The 22,532-nt window shown below is 44.2% G+C and carries 2 protein-coding genes; both read right to left on the bottom strand.

Annotation, left to right across the window (positions count from 1 at the left end):
- Positions 1–70: 70 nt before the first annotated feature.
- Positions 71–15,259 carry a non-ribosomal peptide synthetase gene (locus ANA_RS08830; protein WP_015079726.1) on the bottom strand — a complete coding sequence of 5,063 codons (15,189 nt, stop codon included), beginning with the start codon at positions 15,257–15,259 and terminating at the stop codon, positions 71–73.
- The gene (locus ANA_RS23490; protein WP_015079727.1) at positions 15,246–22,022 is read right to left on the bottom strand and encodes a non-ribosomal peptide synthetase; all 6,777 of its coding nucleotides are present in this window, start codon (positions 22,020–22,022) and stop codon (positions 15,246–15,248) included. The genes ANA_RS08830 and ANA_RS23490 overlap by 14 nt, the downstream gene beginning before the upstream one ends.
- Positions 22,023–22,532: the final 510 nt, after the last annotated feature.

Raw genomic sequence — 22,532 nt, forward strand, 5'->3', positions numbered from 1 at the left:
ATCAGCTTTTTGGGCTTTGATTTTCGCAACAAAGTGATGAGCTACCTACTTTGAAAGCGGGGAAATTTTTCTATAATTCTCCCTCTTCGTAATCTTCTGGGGTTTCGGTAATAGATATTTGACTAACCCCAAGTACCTCAATCATTTGGGCTAAATTGACGATAGTTGGATACTCCAGCAAATTTTGTAAGGACAATTCCACCGAGAAAATATCGCGGGAACGAGAGATCACCTGAGTGGCTAATAGAGAATGTCCGCCTAGTTCAAAGAAATTATCCTTAACCCCAATGCGTTCCAATCCCAAAACTTCACTCCAGATTTGTGCCATTTGAGCTTCAATAGGAGTGCGAGGTGAGACAAAACCCGTTCCCAGATTTCTGGAAGCTGTATCAGGTGTAGGTAATGCGCGACGATCTACTTTACCATTGGGAGTTAAGGGTAAAGCATTTAGCAGGACAAAAGCTTGAGGAATCATGTAATTGGGTAGCTTTTGTTGGATAAATTCCCGCACTTGCGGCACAAGCTTCTGGACTAACTTACCATAGAGGGGATTGTTCGTATAGTCAGTCCAGGGTTTAGTTGTAATTGTCTCATGCTCCCAAAAACTTGGGTATGATTGTATATCAGAAACTGGCGTTGAACTGTTACGGCTCAATACCACATCAAAACAACCATCCTGACTACTTTCCCACCAACTGAGGTGGACTGTGTAGCCTAACTCCTCTCCTATCTGCCAAATTTGCTCAGGATTGATCCCCACCATTGGCTGTGCGGCTAACCGTTGTCGCAGTTCTCCCACCGTAGAGGCGGCAGGAGGATTTTCCCACCAGCCTAAAACCTGCCGCGCCTGTTGTAGCCGTTGATTAGGTACATCTCTGATTCCTAACCATTCTGGCTGAACCAACTTGAGCTGATCTTGTAATTGTGTCCACGAAAGTTGGTCAAGTTGCCAATTTAACCAAGGAACTGCCCTTTTCTCCACATTAGTACTTAGATGCAGAGTGACATCATAGCGGAATTGGGTTAACTCATTTTGAGCATGACCGCGCTTAGGTTGAATCTCTACCCAAGTAATCTGGGGAAAACGTTGTTGTAGAGCAATGAAAAATCTGGGATCAATGAGTAGTTCTTCTTCGGCAGCCACAGTCTGATGTACCTGCTGTTGCCATTGTTCAACGGTTTTGTCAGACTCGGCGCGGGCTAACTGTACGGCGGCATGGTATGGCAAGAGCAAGGGTAAACTACGGACATCCCCCACGAATATCTTACCTTGAGAGGCGATCGCTGTCATTGCCCCTTCTAAAACCTGTAACAGATAGTCCACACTGGGAAAATACTGTACTACTGAGTTCACAACCACCGTATCAAAGGCTCCTTGGGGGATACCTTCAAAGTTATCTGCTGTTTTGTGTAGCAGGCGGACATTTTCTAGACCCTGGATCTCCCCACATAATCGCTCCAGATTGCGAATAGTTGCTGAGGAATAATCCGCTCCCCAATATTCTTGACAATGGGGAGCAACGCGAAATAGCAATAACCCACTACCGCAACCAATTTCTAACACTCGCTGCGGTTTCCCTAGCAAAATTCGGCTCACCGTACTCTCAACCCACTCCCGCATTTCTGAATCGGGAATGGCTTTGCCAGTATAACTACTGTTCCAACCACTAATATTGAAGGTGGGGTCATCTGTTGGGGTTTGCTGTTGGCTATAGGATTGTTCATAGAGTTTTTGCCAATCACTAACATACTCGCCTTGCCATTGCGCCAACTGTTCTGGTAAAACTTGACCCTGGAGAGCCGGAACTAAATAAGCCACCAGACGTTTATCACCAGGGATGTCTTCTCTTGCTATGACGACACTTTCCTGTACTAAGGGGTGTTGGCTTGCAACTGCTTCAATTTCACCCAGTTCTATGCGAAAACCCCGAATCTTCACTTGATTGTCGATGCGTCCCAGGTATTCAATCGTCCCATCCGCTAAATAACGACCTAAATCCCCGGTTTTATACAATTTTGATGGGCCAAAGGGATTGGAGATAAATTTCTCTTGGGTTAATTCTGGTCGGTTGAGATAGCCTCTGGCTACCCCAACGCCAGCAATATGTAATTCTCCTGGTACACCAATCGGTACAGGCTGTAACTGGGAGTCTAAAATGTAAACTTGGACGTTGGCAATGGGACGACCAATGGTAACTTTTGGGTCGAAAGGGGTGCATTTTGCCAGAGTTGCACAGACGCTTCCTTCTGTCGGTCCATAAGCATTAAAGAAATTGCGCCCCGCTGACCATTGTTTGATAAGTTCAACCGCACAGGCTTCTCCCGCGACAATTATGGTTTGCAGGGTAGTCAGTTCGACTTTATGCAGAACAGCTAATGCCGATGGTGGTAGGGTGATATGGGTAATGGCATAATCTCGTAATCGCTCAATTAAGGGCGTACCGGGCATTAGAGAATCTTTGCTTCCTAGATAAAGTGTCCCTCCCGATCCCAAGGACATCAAAATTTCTGATATACAAGCATCAAAACTCAAGGAAGCAAACTGGAGAATTCGACTATCAGAATGCAAACCAAAAGCCTGAATCTGAGCTTGAGCTAGGTTGCACAATCCTTGATGCTCAACCATTACCCCTTTCGGTTTACCTGTAGACCCAGAAGTATAAATTACATTGGCTAAGTTAGCAGCAGTGACGATTCCCGTGAGATTTTCTTGGCTGTTTTGGGCAATTTGTTGCCAAATTTCATCTAAAAATACAGGTTTGGCTGGATGTTGGGGTAATTTTTCAATGAGTGTCCATTGGGTCAGCAGTAACGAAACTTGACTGTCCTCTAACATCAAGCTCAGACGTTCTTGGGGATACTCAGGGTCAAGCGGCACGTAAGCACCGCCTGCTTTGAGAATTCCTAAAATTCCCACGAGCATTAAGGGCGATCGCTCTACACAAATCCCCACCAACTGCTCGGTTTCTAGCCCCAAAGACCGCAGGTAATGAGCTAACTGATTAGCGCGATTGTTCAACTGTGCATAGGTCAGTTGTTGATTTCCACAGACTACTGCGATTGCATCGGGAGTCTGTTCTGCCTTTTCTTCTACTAATTGATGAATACACTTGTGGTAGGGATCATCGGTTTGGGTATCATTCCATTCCTTTAATAGTTGATGGCGATCGCCCTCTGTTAGCAAGGGTAGTAAAGCCACCGATTGTTGGGAATTGTCAACAATTGCCCCTAATAAAGTTACAAAATTTTGCATCATCCGGGCAATAGTTGTCCCATCAAACAAATCCCTGTTATACGAGCAAAAGCCTCCCAGACCTTCTGGTACGTCCCACAAGTAAAGTTCTAGGTCAACTCGAACCGAGTCCAGTCCTGAAGGCATATCCTGGACCCTGACACCAGGAAAATCCCAAGGCGCAGTTGGCGCATTCTGGAGGGCAAATACCACCTGCGTCAAGGGATTGCGATCCAAGTTCCGCTCCAGTTGCAACTCTTCCACTAACATTTCAAAGGGTAAATCCTGATGCTCGTAGGCGTTTTGAGTAACTTTTCGCACCTGCGCTAGTAAGGCTTCAAAGCTCGGTTCTGGGGAAAGATCGAATCTTAGCGCCAATGTATTGACAAAAAAGCCAATTAATGGTTCGATTTCTTGGCGATTGCGATTAGCGATCGGTGAGCCAACCACCAAATCTGTTTGTCCACTGTAACGAGACAGTAACACTACAAAACCCGCCAACAGTGTCATAAACAGAGTGCTTCCAGACTTTTGAGAGAGCTTTTTCAGCTGCTGGGTTAGCTGGCTATCTAGTTGCAGTTGCTCTGTACCGCCTCGGAAAGTTTGTATAGCTGGGCGGGGGCGGTCTGTGGGTAATTCTAATAGAGGTGGCGCACCTGTTAACTGTTGCTTCCAGTAGCTTAATTGACACTCTAATACTTGATTTGTCAGCCACTGACGCTGCCAGACAGCGAAGTCGGCATACTGTATGGATAATTCTGGTAATTCAACAGAACTACCCGTTGAAAAGCTGCGGTAATAGGCTGAGAGTTCATCGATCAAAATGCCCATTGACCAACCATCAGCTGCAATATGGTGAATCGCTAGTAGCAATACATACTCGTCGGGCGCAACTTGCCAAAGCTTGACTCGCAGCACTGAACCATTAGCCAAATCGAAGGGTTTACAGGCTTCTGCTGTCGCCAGTTCCTCTACTTGTTTGGTGGGGTCTTGGAGATTTTGTAAATCCACCACTGGTAGGGTGATGGTCATACTGGGTGCGATCGCCTGCACCGGCTTATTATCCTTAATCTTAAACTGAGTCCGCAGCGGTTCATGACGTTGCCCGATCGCCGCAAAAGCTTGCTCTAAAGCTTTGACATTGAGATTCCCCACCAGCCGCATGGTGAAATCTATTGTGTAAGCACTACTTTCACCTTCCAACTGATTTACAAACCACAGGCGTTCCTGCGCCCACGATAGAGGTATGTCTCTGTCTCGGTCAACAGGTGCGATGGCTGGCACCGTCAAACCTGAACCAGTTTCTAGCTGACTTAATATCACCTCACTTAACTGGGCAACTGTCGGTGATTCAAAGATATAGCGTAACGGCAACGAAATTCCAAAAGCTTCCTGCAAGCGAGAGATTACCTGAGTTGCTAGTAGAGAATGTCCTCCAAGTTCAAAGAAATTATCCTCAAGACCCACCTTTTCTATTTGTAGTATTTTTTGCCAAATAGCAGCAATGATTTTTTCTGCTTCTGTATTTGGCATGACATAATCAGCTTCACTTAGAACAGTTAGCTCTGGTTTTGGCAGGGCAAGGTGGTCTATCTTGCCGTTTGGTGTTAAGGGCAAGTTCTCTAGCACCACAAAGCTGGAGGGTATCATGTAGTCGGGCAAGAGTTTCTTAAGATTAGCTCTCAAATATCGAGCTAAATTATCGGGGTAATTATTTTTTACATTGCCATAATCAGCAAATAATCGTTGATAGAAACGTGTTTGCCGGAAATTATTTTTATAGTGATAGGAGACATATTCAAAGTTAATATTTTCTCCATTCTTTTTCAGCAGACGACCTTTAATTGCATAATCTGGGTTGAGATTATTTTCGCAAAGTGTCCTGGAACAAACTGCTTGAATGACATCACCGTACTCAACCTCAATCCCCGGTTCAAATAATGGTAAATAAACAGGAAGCCAGCAATATTCATGTTCGAGAATATCTATTTCTTCTCCGGCAATAGTATGCAAATTCAGCCATACCAAAAATCCATTCATTCGCCCATTTTTGTGAATTTCCAATTGAACTTCATGGGAAAATTCTGGGCTAATATATTCATTGAAGTTCAAGTCTTCCAAAACATCCACAGTGGATAGAACATTTGCTTGGGAAAATTTCTTAATACATACCCTTAAGTCAAATGGATATCCGACTTCCTCAAAGATTTTTTTGGTGTAATATGCCGGAATTTCAGCAAATTTAGGATTGTGTAATATTTCATCTGGGAGAGTGACAGCCGCCATCTTAGTAATGCTTCTTTCAGGAATCATCAAACCATCAGGCTTGAGAAATCTTCTCGCGTTATTAATAATTACTGCTGCTCCTTCAGAGCCACCAATTGCTCCCACGATTTCGGAAACGCAGACATCAGCGAGTTCTGGGATATCAACTAAAGTTGCATCTCCATGAATGACTGTGATTTTGTCTGCTAAACCTAACTTTTCAATACAAGCTCTTGCTTGGCGGCAGGTTTCCTCATTTCTTTCAATTGCATAAATTTTATTGGCACCCCCTTGGACACAAAATCTGGATAAGATTGCATCTTTACCTGTGCCAATTTCAACGACTATTTTATCTTTGACCAATTGATTAATAGCGACTTTATAACTATCGTTACGTCGATGGTCATTGGTCATAGCGTAATACAGCAAGTCGTCATAGACATAGTATTCAGCTATAGATGGCCATAGCTCTACTTTGTCTGTTGATAATTTTTCTGGTTTCTTTGATGATTCGAGGTTTTTCTGTTGCGGTACAACATAAGCTACCAGGCGTTTGTTATCCGGTTGGTCTGACCGTGCTACGACCACTACTTCCCGTACTTCTCTTAGCTGGGACAGCGCAGCTTCAATTTCGCCCAACTCAATGCGGAAGCCACGAATTTTTACTTGATTGTCAATTCGCCCTAAATACTCCAATTCGCCATTCGGCAGATAACGAGCTAAGTCACCGGATTTATATAGTAGCTGCTCGGAGTTGCCATTAAAGGGATTAGAGATAAACCGTTGTGCTGTCAGTTCGGCGCGATTGAGATAGCCACGAGTCACCCCAGCACCACCAACGTACATCTCACCCGCAACCCCAATCGGCACTGGCTGTAAATGTTCATCCAGCACATACACCTGTAAGTCCCCAATCGGACGACCAATTACACTTGCTTTACCATGCAAATCGGCTTTGCTCAATGGACGATAAGTTACATGTACAGTGGTTTCTGTAATCCCGTACATATTCACTAACTGGGGCGACTGGTCGCCGTGTCGGTCAAACCAAGGCTGCAAACTATTGAGTTCTAAAGTCTCTCCTCCGAAAATTACCAGGCGCAAGTTCAAATCTCCAACAGTTGCAATTGACTGTTCTGCTGGAATCAACTGACGGAAAGCTGATGGTGTTTGATTGAGAATTGTAACTTTCTCTTGACATAGTAATTCATAGAAGGATTTGGGCGATCGCGTTACTAAATATCCCACTACTACCAGTCGTCCACCATATAGCAATGCACCCCAAACTTCCCAGACAGAGAAATCAAATGCATAAGAGTGGAACATTGTCCACACATCTTGAGAGTTAAAGTTATACCAAGAGTCTGTGGCTGCAAACAGACGCACTACATGAGAGTGGTTGACTAAAACGCCCTTGGGCTTACCTGTAGAACCCGAAGTGTAGATGACATAAGCTAGGTTACTTGGTGTGGCGATATTGAGAGGATTTGAGTTGCTGTTTTGAGCAATTTTTTCCCCATCGCTATCTAAGCAGACGATATGCGCCTGATGCTGTTGTAATTTCTCAACTAGATGTTGTTGAATCAATAAGACTGAAACTTGAGCATCTTCTAAGATCAAGTTCAAACGCTCTTGGGGATAATCTGGGTCAAGTGGCACATAAGCGCCCCCGGCTTTGAGAATTGCAAGTAGTCCCACGATCATTTCTAGCGATCGCTCTACACACAACCCTACCAGTACATCCGCACCCACACCCAAAGACTGCAAGTAATGCGCTAACTGATTAGCTCGACAATTCAACTCGTGATATGTAAGTTGTTGATTCTCAAACACCACAGCCACAGCATCGGGTGTCCTCAAACACTGCTCCTCAAATAACTGATGGATACACTTATCTTGGGGATAGTCTACTTGTGTATCATTCCACTCAATTAATAACTGCTGCTGCTCAACTGCTGTCAACAGAGGTAATTGGGAAATTCGCTCAAAGGGATTCGCTACAATTCCCTCAAGTAGTGTCACAAAATGACTCGCCATCCGCTCGATGGTGCTGCTATCAAACAAATCAGTGTTATATTCCCACACTCCCACCAGTCCAGTCCCTGTGTTCTCCATTGCTAAGGTAAGATCAAACTTGGCAGTTGTGCTTTCTACAACCAGTGGACTAACAGTTAACCCAGTCAGTTCTACTTGAGAGTTAGGCGCATTCTGGAACACAAATGCCACCTGGAACAGGGGTGTATGGCTGAGGTTTCTTTGGGGCTGTAATGCTTCCACCAGCATTTCAAACGGCAAATCCTGATGAGCGTAGGCGGACAGCGCCATTTCCCGAACACGCCCCAGTAATGATGAGAAACTAGGATCTGCCGATAAATCAGTCCGCATCACTAAAGTATTCACAAAAAAGCCAATTAACCCTTCTATTTCGCTGTGATTGCGGTTAGCAATTGGTGTCCCCACCAAAATATCTGATTGTCCGGTATAGCGGTAAAGTAATGTATCAAACCCTGCCAACAGCGTCATGAACAAAGTTACCCCTTGTTGCTGACTCAGTTGCATTAAGCCTTGAGTTAATTCCAGAGAAAGTGCAAACTCTTGATACGCGCCCAGGAATTTTTGCACAGCAGGTCTGGGCCTGTCGGTGGGAAGGGACAATAAAGCTGGTGCATCTTTTAGTTGTTGTTTCCAGTAACTCAATTGGCTTTGTAGTACCTCCCCGACTAACCACTGTCTTTGCCAAATTGCAAAATCGGCGTACTGAATCGGTAGTGGTGCGGTATTGGCAGACTGACCTTGAGCATAAGCATTATAAGATGTTGCCAGTTCCTGAATAAACACCCCCATAGACCATTCATCACTGACAATGTGGTGCATACAAATTAACAATATGTGTTCTGTCTCGGACAGTACGACTAATGTTGCTCTCAGTAGGGAACCGCTGGCCAAGTCAAAGGGTTGAATAGCCTGTGTAATTGCCAATTCCTGTGCAGATGTTTCTTGCTCCAATCTTGGCAGATGTTGCAATTCAATTACTGATAGTTGCCAATTCCTGACTGTTTGAATGATTTGAGTGGGTTTTCCATCAATGGTGATGAAGTTGGTGCGTAACGCTTCATGGCGATAAATAATTTCTTCTAAGCTTTGTTCTAGGGCTGCAACTTCGAGAAATCCTGCTAGACGCAAAGCTAAGGGTATGTTGTATAAGGAACTGTTGGGCTGTAACTGGTCTAAAAACCATAACCGTTGTTGGGCATAAGACAATGATAATTCTGCATTCTCTGCCCTTGGTAAAATTGGTGGTACTGTTATTTCTAAGTTTTGTCGCTGTGACTGCCCAATCAGATCAGCTAATTGGGCAACTGTTGCTGCTGCAAACAGGCTTCGCAATGGTAGTTCTACTTGGAAGTGGGAACGGATGCGGGATACCAATTGCGTTGCCAGTAGGGAGTGTCCCCCAAGTTCAAAGAAGTTATCATGAATGCCGACTTGCTCCACTTTCAACACTTGCGCCCAAATCTGTGCCAGCATTTCTTCGGTGGGGGTGCGTGGGGGAACATATTTGTCTGTTCTGTTGCTGGATAAATCTGGTGCTGGTAGGGCGCGACGGTCTACTTTGCGGTTTGGTGTTAGTGGGAGAAAGTCCAGAAATACGAAAGCCTGGGGCACCATGTAAAGAGGCAGATTCCTAGAGAGGAATTGACGCAGTTCGCTAATTGTGGGTATTTTTTCGGGATATGGTACTACGTAGGCAACTAAATATTTATCCCCTGGGGTATCTTCGCGGATGATCACACAAGATGTCTGCACATCAATATATTGGTTTAGTACCGCTTCAATTTCTCCCAACTCGATGCGGAATCCCCGAATTTTTACTTGATTGTCGATGCGTCCAAAGCACTCAATGTTACCATCTGGCAAATAGCGGGCTAAGTCCCCGGTTTTATAAAGTCGGGAACTGGGGACTGGGGACTGGGAATTAGCTAGAATTTCTGCCCCTCTGCTGCCACTGAAGGGGTTGGGAATAAATTTTTCCTCCGTCAGTTCTGGGCGGTTGAGATAACCTCTTGCTAAACGAACACCACACAGGTGCAGTTCACCTTTGACTCCCACTGGTACGGGTTGCAGATGACGGTCAAGGATGTAGGCTTGTGTATTGGCAATGGGACGACCAATCAGCACTGAGTTGGCTGTTTCTGATTGAGGATGGAGTAGGTCATGGACTATGGCTGTTACAGATGCTTCGGTTGGACCGTAGACATTTAGACAATTGACGCGATCGCCTACTACTTGTCGCCATATTGTCACTGTTTCCAGGAGAACTGCATCCCCACCCACCGCCACTAACCGCAGACTTGGCGGTACAGTTGCATTGTCTTGAGATACAGCTACTGCCCATTCATGCCAATAGGCTGGAGTAATATTTAAGACGCTGAGACTTTCTTGGGCAATAAATTGGCTCAAGCTGGCAAAGTCAGGGAACATTTGTGTGGGTCTTAATACCACCGTTGCGCCTTTGTACCAAGTGGGGAATATTTCTTCCGCCGCTACATCAAAGCTGAAGGACGCAAATTGCAACACGCGATCGCCGCTAGTTAAACCAAATACTTCACTAATTGCACTGCTATGGTTAACTAAAGCTGCGTGAGTCAGCATTACGCCTTTGGGTTTGCCGGTAGACCCAGAAGTGTACAATAGACAAGCTAAGTTTTCTGGTTTGACCTCACTGACCGGATTTACTTGACTTTGATTCGTCAGCATCTCAGATTCTGTATCCAAGACAATGATTTTTACTCCTTGTACTGGTAGAGAATTGAGTAATTTTTGCTGTGTGATTAGCACAGAGAATTGTGAATCCTCAGATATGTCAGCTAAACGCTGCTGGGGATAATCAGGGTCCAGGGGCACATAACCGCCACCGGCTTTGAGGATGGCTAATAATGTGACGATGATGGATAGCGATCGCTCTAAATAAATCCCCACCAAAACCTCTGGTCTGACACCTAAAGATTGTAGGTGGTGTGCTAATTGATTGGCTTGGGTGTTCAACTCACCATAAGTTAATTGTTGATTTTCAAATATTACTGCTACTGCATCTGGGCTAAACTTAACCTGCTCTTCAAACAACTGATGAATACATTTATCTTGGGGATAATCGGCTTGAGTATCGTTCCATTCTACAAATAACTGCTGTTGCTCAACTGCTGTTAGCATTGGCAATTGGTCAATTCGCTCTTGGGGATTCGCTACAATTGCTTCCAGCATTGTGACAAAATGACCCTTCATGCGCTCGATGGTGCTATGGTCAAACAAGTCGGTGTTGTACTCCCACACTCCCACTAGTCCATTACCTGTGTTCTGCATTCCTAATGTAAGATCAAATTTTGCCGTTGCGCTTTCTATTGGCAATGGACTGACAGTTAACCCAGTCAACTCTACGGTCGATAGGGGATCATTTTGGAGGAGAAAATCTACCTGAAACAGTGGTGCATGGCTGAGGTCGCGTTCTGGCTGCAATACTTCCACCAACATTTCAAAGGGTAAATCCTGATGAGCATAAGCATCCATCGCCATCAACCGAACACGAGTGAGTAATTCCGCAAAACTGGGATTACCTGATAAATCAGTCCGTAAAACTAAAGTATTGACAAAAAAGCCAATTAACCCTTCTATTTCACTGCGATTGCGGTTAGCAATTGGTGTCCCCACTAAAATATCTGATTGTTCTGTGTAGCGATAAAGTAGGGTATCAAAGGCTGCCAACAACATCATGAACAACGTCACCCCTTGTTCCTGACTCAGTTTTGTCAGTTTTTGAGTTAACTCAACAGAGAGTGCAAACTCATGATATGCGCCGGCGAAGGTTTGCACCGCAGGTCTGGGTCGGTCTGTGGGGAGTGATAATAGGGCTGGTGCATCTTTTAGTTGTTGTTGCCAATAATTCAATTGGTTTTGTAATACATCCCCGGCTAACCACTGTCTCTGCCATAAGGCGAAATCTGCGTACTGAATCGGCAGTGGTGCGAGATTGGCAGGTTGACCTATTGAATAAGCATTGTACAGGGTCGCTAGTTCTTGGACAAACACCCCCATAGACCAGCCATCAGAGACAATATGGTGCATACACACTAAAAATAGATGCTCTGTCACAGACAGCACTACTAATGTCGCTCTCACTAATGCCTGTTTTTCTAGGTCAAAGGGTTGCAGAGCTTGTTGTTGTACTAATTGCTGTGCAGCTATTTCTTGTGCAGTTGTCGATAAATGCTTCAAGTCAACAACTGCTAGTGTCCAATTTGTTGCTGTTTGAATGATTTGTCTTGGTTGTCCATCAACTGTAATTAAATTGGTGCGTAAGGCTTCGTGGCGATGAATAATTTCTTGTAAGCTTTGTTCTAAGGCTGCTTGATTGAGAGTTCCGACTAGACGTAAAGCTATGGGTATGTTGTATAAGGCACTGTTCGGCTCGAACTGGTCTAAAAACCACAGCCGATTTTGAGCAAATGATAATAGTAATTCTGCATTCTCTGCCCTTGGTAAGATGGGTGGGGAAGTTAGTTCTAAGTCTTGTTGTTGTAAATGCTGAATCAATGGCATCAATTCGGCTATTGTCGGTGCAGCAAATAACTCCCGCAATGGTAGTTCCACTTGGAAAATGTTGCGGATGTGTGAAACCAGTTGTGTTGCTAGGAGTGAGTGTCCTCCGGAGGTAAAGAAGTTATCTTCTATCCCCACTTGCTCTACTTTCAGCACTTGCGCCCAAATTTGTGCCAGTATTTCCTCAACTGGAGTGCGCGGGGCTACATATTTGTGTTTGAGTTCGCTGTGTAAATCTGGTGTGGGTAAAGCGCGGTGGTCGATTTTACCATTGGGAGTTAGTGGCAGAGATTCTAAAATGACGAAAGCATTAGGTACCATATATTCTGGTAGCTTGGCTTTTAGGAATTGTCGCAGTTCAGTAACTGTCGGTGTCACCTCTTTTTGTGGCACGATGTAAGCAACTAGGCGTTTATCCCCGGTTATATCTTCGCGAACAATGACGCAAGATGCTTGGACATCGCCTAGTTGACTTAGTACTGCTTCAATTTCTCCCAATTCAATGCGGAAGCCACGAATTTTTACCTGATTGTCGATGCGTCCCAGGTATTCAATGTTGCCATCTGGTAGATAACGGGCTAAGTCCCCAGTTTTATATAATTTTGAATTTTGTACGTCTTTGGCGTTTCTGTAGGGTATTTTAAATTTTGAATTGTCAAAGGGATTGGGGATAAATTTCTCTTGTGTCAATTCAGGTCGGTTGAGGTAGCCTCGTGCTAACCCCGCACCACCGATGTGCAATTCTCCTGGTACACCAACGGGAACTAGTTGCAGATATTCGTCTAAAATGTAGATTTGCGCGTTGGCGATTGGACGACCGATGGGCGGTTTTCTTCCATTGGGTTGACAAATTGCTATCGTCGCTGCAACCGTAGACTCCGTAGGTCCGTAGGCGTTGAAAAAACGCCGTCCCGTTCCCCACCGTTCTACTAATTCTGCTGAGGAAGCTTCACCACCAACGCTTAGATATTGCAAATCGGGTAAGGTCGCTTGAGGTAAGACAGACAACGCCGAAGGAGATAAAAAACTATGGGAAATCTTGTGATCAGCTAAAAAGTCAACCAAGACTTGACTTGGTAACAAGGTTTCAATGTTTGGAAGATACAAGCAAGCACCACTGACGAAGGTAGTAGCAATTTCAGCCACAGATAGATCAAAGCTAAAAGACCCAAACTGAAGCAAACGGCTTTGGGATTGAACTTGAAAAGTTTTGCACCAAGCCAAGCTTAAATTTACCAGTGCCTGATGTTCAATCATTACACCTTTAGGTCGTCCTGTCGAACCAGAGGTGTAGATGACGTAAGCTAAATTATTAGGTGTACTTTGAGGATTGGGATTATCGGTTAACTCCGAACTAAAACTTTCCTGATCTAAACAAATTACTTGGTAGGGATTTTGCTGTTCAGCTATAGGTAATTGGTCTAGGAGGAAACTTTGGGTGAGTAACACCGATGTCCCAGAATCTTTTAGCATGAACTGAATCCGCTTTTGTGGATACTCTGGGTCAAGTGGCACATAAGCACCGCCCGCCTTGAAAATGGCTAATAGTCCCACGATCATCTCTAGCGATCGCTCTACACAAATACCCACCAATACATCTGCTCCCACTCCATGAGAGCGCAAGTAATGTGCCAACTGGTTAGCGCGACAATTCAACTCGTGATATGTAAGTTGTTGATTCTCAAACACCACCGCCACAGCATCGGGTGTCCTCAAACACTGCTCCTCAAATAACTGATGGATACACTTATCTTGGGGATAGTCTACTTGTGTATCATTCCACTCTACCAATAACTGCTGCTGCTCAACTTCTGTCAGCAGAGGTAATTGGGAAATTCGCTCAAGGGGATTCGCCACAATTCCCTCAAGTAAGGTGACAAAATGACCAGTCATCCGCTCAATAGTGCCTGTATCAAACAAGTCAGTGTTATACTCCCACACACCAATTAGTCCAGTACCTGTGTTCTCCATTGCTAAGGTAAGATCACACTTGGCAGTTACACTTTCTACTACCAATGGACTAACAGTTAATCCAGTCAACTCTACTTGAGAGTTAGGAGCATTCTGAAGGCCAAACACTACCTGAAACAGCGGTGTATAGCTGAGATCCCGTTCTAGCTGCAATGCCTCAACTAGCATTTCAAAAGGTAAATCCTGATGAGAGTATGCATCCATTGCCATTAACCGAACACGAGTCAGTAATTCACTAAATCGAGGATTCCCTTCCAAGTTGGTACGCATCACCAATGTATTGACAAAAAAGCCAATTAATGCTTCTATTTCACCGTAATTGCGGTTGGCTATAGGAGCCCCTACCACAATGTCTGATTGTCCTGTGTAGCGGTAAAGTAGGGTATCAAATGCTGCCAACAATGTCATGAATAGTGTTACTTCCTGCTCCTGACTCAGTTTTGTCAACTTTTGAGTTAACTCAACTGAAAGTGCAAACTTTTGATGTGCGCCAACGAAGGTTTGCACAGCAGGTCTGGGTCTGTCTGTGGGTAGGGATAATAACGCTGGTGCCTCTTTTAGTTGTTGTTGCCAGTAACTCAATTGGCTTTGCAGCAAATCCCCTTGCAACAACTCTCTTTGCCAAATTGCAAAATCTGCGTATTGAATTGGTAATGGCTCTAACGGTGTTCGCTGACCTTGAGTATAAGCATTATACAGTGCCGCTAGTTCATGAGCAAACACACCCATAGACCAGCCATCACTGACAATGTGGTGCATACACACTAATAGTAAGTGTTCTGTCTCGGATAGTACGACTAATGTCGCTCTGACTAACGATTCACTTGCTAAATCAAAGGGTTGAATTGCTTGTTTTTGTGCCAATTGCTGTGAAGCACTTTCTTGTTCGGTTACTTCGACTTCGCTCAGTACAAGTGTAGATAAATGCTGCAAGTCAACAACTGATACTGTCCAATTTATTTCTGTTTGAATGATTTGTGCTGGTTGTCCATCAATTGTCATGAAATTGGTGCGTAAGGCTTCGTGACGATCAATAATTTCTTTTAAGCTTTGTGCCAAGGCTGCTCGATTGAGAGTTCCTACTAGACGCAAAGCTAAAGGTATGTTGTATAAGGGACTGTTCGGCTGTAACTGGTCTAAAAACCACAAACGCTGTTGAGCATAAGATAGTGGTAATTCTTCATTATGATTTTGCATTCTTTTTCCTTGGTAAGATGGGTGGTACTTTTATTTCTATGTTTTGTTGCTGTAACTGCTGAATCAATGGTGCTAATTCGGCAACTGTCGGTGCCGCAAATAAACTACGCAACGGTAGTTCTACTTTGAAGCTAGTGCGGATGCGTGAAACCAATTGGGTTGCTAGTAGCGAGTGTCCGCCAAGTTCAAAGAAGTTGTCATGAATCCCCACTTGCTCTACTCTCAGGACTTTTGCCCAAATTTGTGCCAATTTTTCTTCAACGGGAGTGCGGGGTGCTACTAAACTCTCTTCTATTCCTGCGCGTGATTCTGGAACCGGTAGGGAGCGACGGTCTATTTTGCCATTGGACGTGAGGGGTAAAGACTCCAAGATGACTATTGCATTTGGTATCATGTAATCTGGTAACTTTTTCTTGAGGAAGCTACGCAGTTCTGCTGTTGTGGGAGCTTGTGCCACTTGCGGTACTACGTAAGCTACCAGACGTTTGTTGCTCGGTTCATCCTCCCTGACTACCACCACACTTTCCCAAACGGCTGGATGTTGTGCCAGTAATCCTTCAATTTCGCCCAACTCAATGCGGAAGCCGCGAATCTTTACTTGCTGGTCAATTCGCCCTAAATACTCTAACTCGCCATTGGGCAAATAACGGGCTAAGTCTCCTGTTCTATAAAGGCGTTCTCCTCCCTTACTTCTTTGGAAGGGGTTGGAGATAAACCGTTGTCCTGTGAGTTCGTCACGATGAAGATAGCCACGAGTCACCCCCTCACCACCAACGTACATCTCCCCTGGAACTCCAATCGGTACTGGTTGTAAATGCTGGTCTAGCACATACACTTGTAAGTCGGGAATCGGGCGACCAATAACACTAGCTGTGCGATTTAAATCGTCAAGGCTCAATGGACGATAGGTTACGTGTACAGTAGTTTCCGTAATCCCGTACATATTCACTAACTGCGGTTTCTGGTCGCCGTGGCGCTCAAACCAGGGTTGCAAACTCTCGAGTTCCAGAGCTTCTCCACCAAAAATTACGAGACGGAGGTTCAAATTGCTCATTCCGATTGACTGTTCTGCTTGAATTAACTGGCGGAAAGCTGAAGGCGTTTGATTGAGAATTGTGACCTGCTCTTGAGATAATAATTTATAGAACGATTCAGGCGATCGCGTCAATAAATACGGCACTACTACCAGTCGTCCACCATAAAGCAATGCACCCCAAATTTCCCAAACAGAGAAGTCGAAGGCATAGGAGTGGAACATTGTCCACACATCTTGAGAATTAAATTTATACCAAGAGTTTGTGGCGGCAAACAGACGAGTTACATGATGGTGGTTGACTAAAACACCTTTAGGCTGACCTGTAGAACCTGAAGTGTAGATGACGTATGCCAGATTAGGCGATGTGGCAGTATTTACAGGGTTGGAGTTGCTGTTTTGGGTAATTTTTTCTAAGTCGGTATCTAAGCAGACAAGCTGTGCAGTATGGGCTGGTAGCTTGTTGACTAATTGCTGTTGGGTCAGTAGCACTTTCACCTGAGTGTCTGTGAGGATGAAACTCAACCGTTCAGGTGGATACTCAGGGTCAAGGGGCACATAAGCCCCACCCGCCTTGAGAATACCCAGTAATCCCACAATCATCTCCCAAGAGCGCTCCACACAAATACCCACCAGCACATCGGCTCCCACACCCAAAGACTGCAAGTAATGCGCCAACTGATTAGCTCGACAATTTAATTCATGATATGTAAGTTGTTGCTCTTCAAACACCACCGCCACTGCATCTGGAGTCCGTTCTACCTGCGACTCAAATAACTGATGAATACACTGATCAACAGGATAATTTACCTGAGTATGATTCCACTCAATTAATAACTGCTGTCGCTCAACTTCTGTTAACAAAGGTAATTGGGAAATCTGTTCCAGAGGATTAGCCACAATTGACGAAAGTAGTGTCAGAAAATGACCAGTCATGCGCTCAATAGTGCTGGCATCAAACAAGTCAGTATTGTACTCCCACACCCCAATCAATCCATTACCTGTGTTCTCCATTGCTAAGGTAAGATCAAACTTTGCCGTTGCACCTTCTATTGGCAATGAACTAATACTTAACCCACTCAACTCTACTTCTGACAGGTAAGGATTCTGGAGGGCAAACATCACCTGAAATAGGGGTGTATGACTAAGGTCGCGTTCTGGCTGCAATGCTTCCACCAGCATTTCCAATGGCAAATTCTGATGAGCATAAGCGGATAAAGCCATAGACCGAACACGAGTGAGTAATTCCGCAAAACTGGGATTTTCCGATAAATTACTCCGCATCACTAAAGTATTGACAAAAAAGCCAATTAACCCTTCTATTTCACTGCGATCGCGGTTAGCAATTGGAGTCCCTACCAAAATGTCTTCTGTTCCTGTGTAGCGATAAAGTAGGGTATCAAACGCTGCCAACAGCGTCATAAACAGAGTACAATCTTGTTGCTGACTCAGTTGCATTAACCCTTGAGTTAATTCCACAGAAAGAGCAAAATCTTGATATGCGCCTACGAAGGTTTGCACAGCAGGTCTGGGTCGGTCTGTGGGCAGCACTAACAGGGCTGGGGCATCTTTTAGTTGTTGTTGCCAGTAATTCAGTTGGCTTTGCAGTACATCTCCGACTAACCAGTTTCTTTGCCAAATTGCAAAATCTGCGTACTGAATCGGCAGTGGAGTTAAAGGTATTCGCGTAGCGTCTGGCAGAGAAGGTAGACCTATTGAATAAGCATTGTATAATGCTGCCAGTTCTGCGACAAACACACCCATTGACCAGCCATCAGAGACAATGTGGTGCATACACACATTCAACAGGTGTTCTGTCTCAGAAAGCACTACTAATGTTACTCTGATTAATACTTCACTTGCCAAGTCAAAGGATTGAATAGCTTGTTTTTGTGCCAATTGCTGTGCAGCTATTTCTTGTGCGCTGGTGGATAAATGCCTGAAGTTAACAACTGATACTGTCCAATTTGTTGCTGTTTGAATGACTTGCCTTGGTGTACCATCAACTGTAATGAAATTGGTGCGTAATGCTTCGTGACGATGAATAATTTCTTCTAAGCTTTGTGCTAAGGCTGCTTGATTGAGAGTTCCGACTAGACGCAAAGCTATGGGGATATTATATAAGGAACTGTTCGGTTGTAATTGGTCTAAAAACCACAACCGCTGTTGGGCATAAGACAAGGGTAATTCTGCATTCTCGGCCCTTGGTAAAATGGGTGGGGAAGTCAGTTCTAACTCTTGTTGCTGCAACCGTTGAATATGTGGCGACAATTGAGCAACTGTCGGTGCAGCAAATAAACTACGCAATGGTAGTTCTACTTTGAAGCTAGTGCGGATGCGAGAAACCAATTGGGTTGCTAGTAGGGAGTGTCCGCCAAAGGTAAAGAAGTTATCATGAATACCTACTTGCTCTAGTTTGAGGACTTGTGCCCAAATTAGTGACAGGATTTCTTCGGTGGGGGTGCGTGGAGCTACGTATTTGTCCGTCCCTTGACCCTGTAAATCGGGAACAGGTAAAGCGCCACGGTTTATCTTACCGTTAGGGGTTAAGGGGAGGGAATCCAGCATCACAAAGATATTGGGAACCATGTAATCTGGCAGTTTTGTCTTGAGGAATTGCGGTAATTCACTAACAGTACAAGTCATCTGGGAAGACGGCACAATGTAGCCTACTAGCCGTTTATTCCCAGGGTCGTCTTCACGGGCGATCACACAAGCTACCTGTACATCATCTCTTTGGTTCAGTACCGCTTCAATTTCTGCTAATTCGATCCGGAAACCACGGATTTTTACTTGATTATCAATGCGTCCCAGGTATTCTATATTGCCATTGGGCAAATAACGGGCTAAGTCCCCGGTTTTGTAGAGACGGGAACCAGGGTAGGTGCTAAAGGGATTGGCGATAAATTTCTCTTGTGTCAATTCGGGGCGATTGAGGTAGCCTCTGGCTAATCCGGCTCCACTTATATGCAATTCGCCTGGTACACCAACGGGTAATGCTTGTAAATTTTGGTCAAGGATATAAATTTGGGTATTGGAAATTGGGCGACCAATGGGGACAATTTGTGCATATATCTCTCGCTGACAATTGCAGAAAGTTGCATCGATACAAGTTTCCGTCGGTCCGTAAAGATTGTGTAAGTTCACATCTAGCTTGCTTAACAAGCCTTCAAGTAGAGCAACTGGTAAGACTTCACCTCCACAGAAGACGTGTTTGAGGGAGTGACAAGTTTCGATTCCTCCCTGCTCTAAAAGCATTTGTAACAAAGATGGGACAAGTTGAACAATCGTTACCTGCTGTTGGGCAATTAACCTTAACAGATAAGCACTATCAGTATGACCTCCTGGTTTAGCTATTAACAACTGTCCACCGGCTAATAATGGAGCGTAGAATTCCCAAACTGACGCATCAAAGCCAAAGGGAGTTTTTTGCAATACTTTGTCTTTTTCCGTCAGGGGGAATGTTGCTTGCATCCAGGACATATGGTTGCAAAGGTTACTGTGAGAGAGCATTACCCCCTTGGGTGTGCCAGTAGAACCGGAGGTATAAATCACATAAGCTAAGTTACCAGGTTGTACCTCAGTGATTGGACTCTCCTGACTAGATTCACAGATCACCAGCCAGTCGGTATCTAAGCAGACGACAGGCTCTTGGTTTTCAGGTAATTTCTCGACTAAATGCTGTTGGGTTAATAAGACTGAAACTTGAGCATCTGCCAACATAAAAGTCAAACGCTCAGTTGGATACTCAGGGTCAAGCGGCACGTAAGCCCCACCCGCCTTGAGAATACCCAGTAATCCCACCACCATTTCTAAAGAACGCTCTACACAAATACCCACCAGCACATCTGTTCCCACACCCAAAGACTGCAAGTAATGCGCCAACTGATTAGCTCGACAATTTAATTCATGATATGTAAGTTGTTGATTTTCAAACACCACCGCCACTGCATCCGGGGTCAGATCAACCTGCGACTCAAATAACTGATGGATACATTTATCCTGGGGATCATCAACCTGAGTATCATTCCACTCCAGCAAAATTTCCCGCCGCTGCTGCTCAGATAACAAAGGCAGGTAAGCAATACACTGGTCAGGTTCGGTGAGAATACCTTGCAGAAAAACAGTAAACTGCTCTTGCATTCTGGCAATACTGTCATCATTCAATACATCGGTGTTATAGAACCAACAACATTTCTTCCCATCTGAGGAAATTATGAAAGTTAGATCACTTCCCAACGGACTTTGGTAGTCCTCTAGTTTTTCCACACGCTCTACAACCACTGGGAAAAACTGCTCACTACCCCGATGATCGGACAACGAACGAAGAGATGGATACCTAGTCACCACATCCCGGACATAAGTTAGGGGAAGTTGGGTAAATTCGAACTGTTTTTTTAAAGCCGCAAAACTTTGCTCGTAATCTATATTTACCCGATAAGGAACAACTGACGCAAACAAGCTTTCGAGTCCGACCAACTGTCGTTGTAATTCAATATCTTTAAATCCGATATCAAAACATCCGCTGCCACCAATTCGAGCCAGATAAGTAATAAAAGCAGCTGCGAGAAAATCACTTCGGTGCCATTGGGGATGGCGTTGTAACCACAAGGTAATTGCCTCATCGGGTACAAACATCCTGGCTCTGGCATACTGTGGTTCTTTCAGGTGTAATGATGCTGTCTGCTTTGCCTCAGGAATAGTGATGGACTCTAAGATTCCTAGCCTTTCTACCCAAAAAGCTTCATGCTTAACAATTGACTGATCAAACTTCTCAATCTGCTTGACCTGATTAGGCTCAAGATCACAAAACTGATACCCGACCTGCAAGCCAAATTTCTCCACCAGATATGAAATTGATAGTGCTTGACTATTAATAGCCAGTACCTGACGTAGTGCAATATCATAACTTGCTGTAGAAACTGTGATATAAGTAGGTTCAATGTTTGTGATCGTTCCCGGAGGGTAGTTGGACAAGTTACCCTGAACCTCAAGCTTAGAGACTATAAACAAATTGCTGTCTATAGCCAATTTAGGCCGACCTAATGGATTGGGATAAGAACCAAAATCTAAAGCCCTAATCAGGGCGTCTAACTCATAAGCACAACGCTTCCATGAGATGATTCCGCCTGCCCTCAGCCTTTTGAAGCGGGAAAAATAGGTGCGCTGATTCAGGTTTACTTTGGTTGCTACAAATGTACCAGAGGATAGCTCATCAACTAGTTGAGCAAATGCATTAATAGCAGATTCATAGCATTTCCCATTCAGAGTCAAAGCTGTCTCGTCATCAGCAATATCGATAATTACCTGCTTCAGGATATCGCCCGCATCAACCATAGCGGCCATTATATGCCACGTCACCCCATGAGTCTTCTCCTGATTCATCAACGCCCAGGAAGTGGCATTGACTCCTGCATATCTTGGTAGGGGGGCATCATGATAGTTGATCGCAAATTGGCGTGGTAACTCTAGAATTTCCTGGGGTAAAACATACCTATTGACAATACTGAACAGGTAATCAAAAGGCTGCTGGCTTAAAAATTCTCCGAGATGATCTGTTGGCTTAATATAAGGTATGTTTTTCCCCTCAGCCCAGTTAATTATCGATGCATCTGCGGAGATAATGCCGTAAATTACGTGACCTTGATTGATCAGTATTTCAGCACATTGAATCGGTAAAGTTCCCTCGCCAATAATAAAGCAATTAAATTTATTTTGATGATTAGCCATAATAGCGAGTTTTTTAACTATTTTGTCTATTTTAGTTATTTAAAATGCTTACGTATAAGTTCAACCAATGATTACCGTATAAGAATTTTCCCTCATTTGTCAATGCGTAAGTTCTAAATATATTTTGTTAAAGTTATGACTCACTCTTATAACTTACGCAAGTGTCACACCAAAATCTATTGTAGGGTGCATCAGATATCAACAATCTGTTTATTTGCTAGATTTTTGCGGTCTGATGCACCTTACCAATGTGACAGTTAGGGTGCGGAATGTGGGATATAAAGATGCACCGTTAGATAGATAAGCATAAGTCTTACCTGCTATCTATTGCATTTTTTTGATAAAGCTGAGATTATTTAAAAGTCTAGGTTAAGTGCGTTGGAGTTAAAAATATATGGGACTCCTATGGGATTTTGGCACAAAACTACCATAGCATTGGGATCAGTGTACAAGTCTTATAGGAAAGAATGATCAGTCAGCATTTAGAAACTACGACACTTGTAGTGTGAG

Source organism: Anabaena sp. 90 (assembly GCF_000312705.1).
Lineage (GTDB): Bacteria > Cyanobacteriota > Cyanobacteriia > Cyanobacteriales > Nostocaceae > Dolichospermum > Dolichospermum lemmermannii.

Coding starts and splice junctions, on each gene's coding strand:
- ANA_RS08830 (WP_015079726.1), bottom strand. CDS start 15,259: ATGCAAAATCATAATGAAGAATTACCACTATCTTATGCTCAACAGCGT.
- ANA_RS23490 (WP_015079727.1), bottom strand. CDS start 22,022: ATGGCTAATCATCAAAATAAATTTAATTGCTTTATTATTGGCGAGGGA.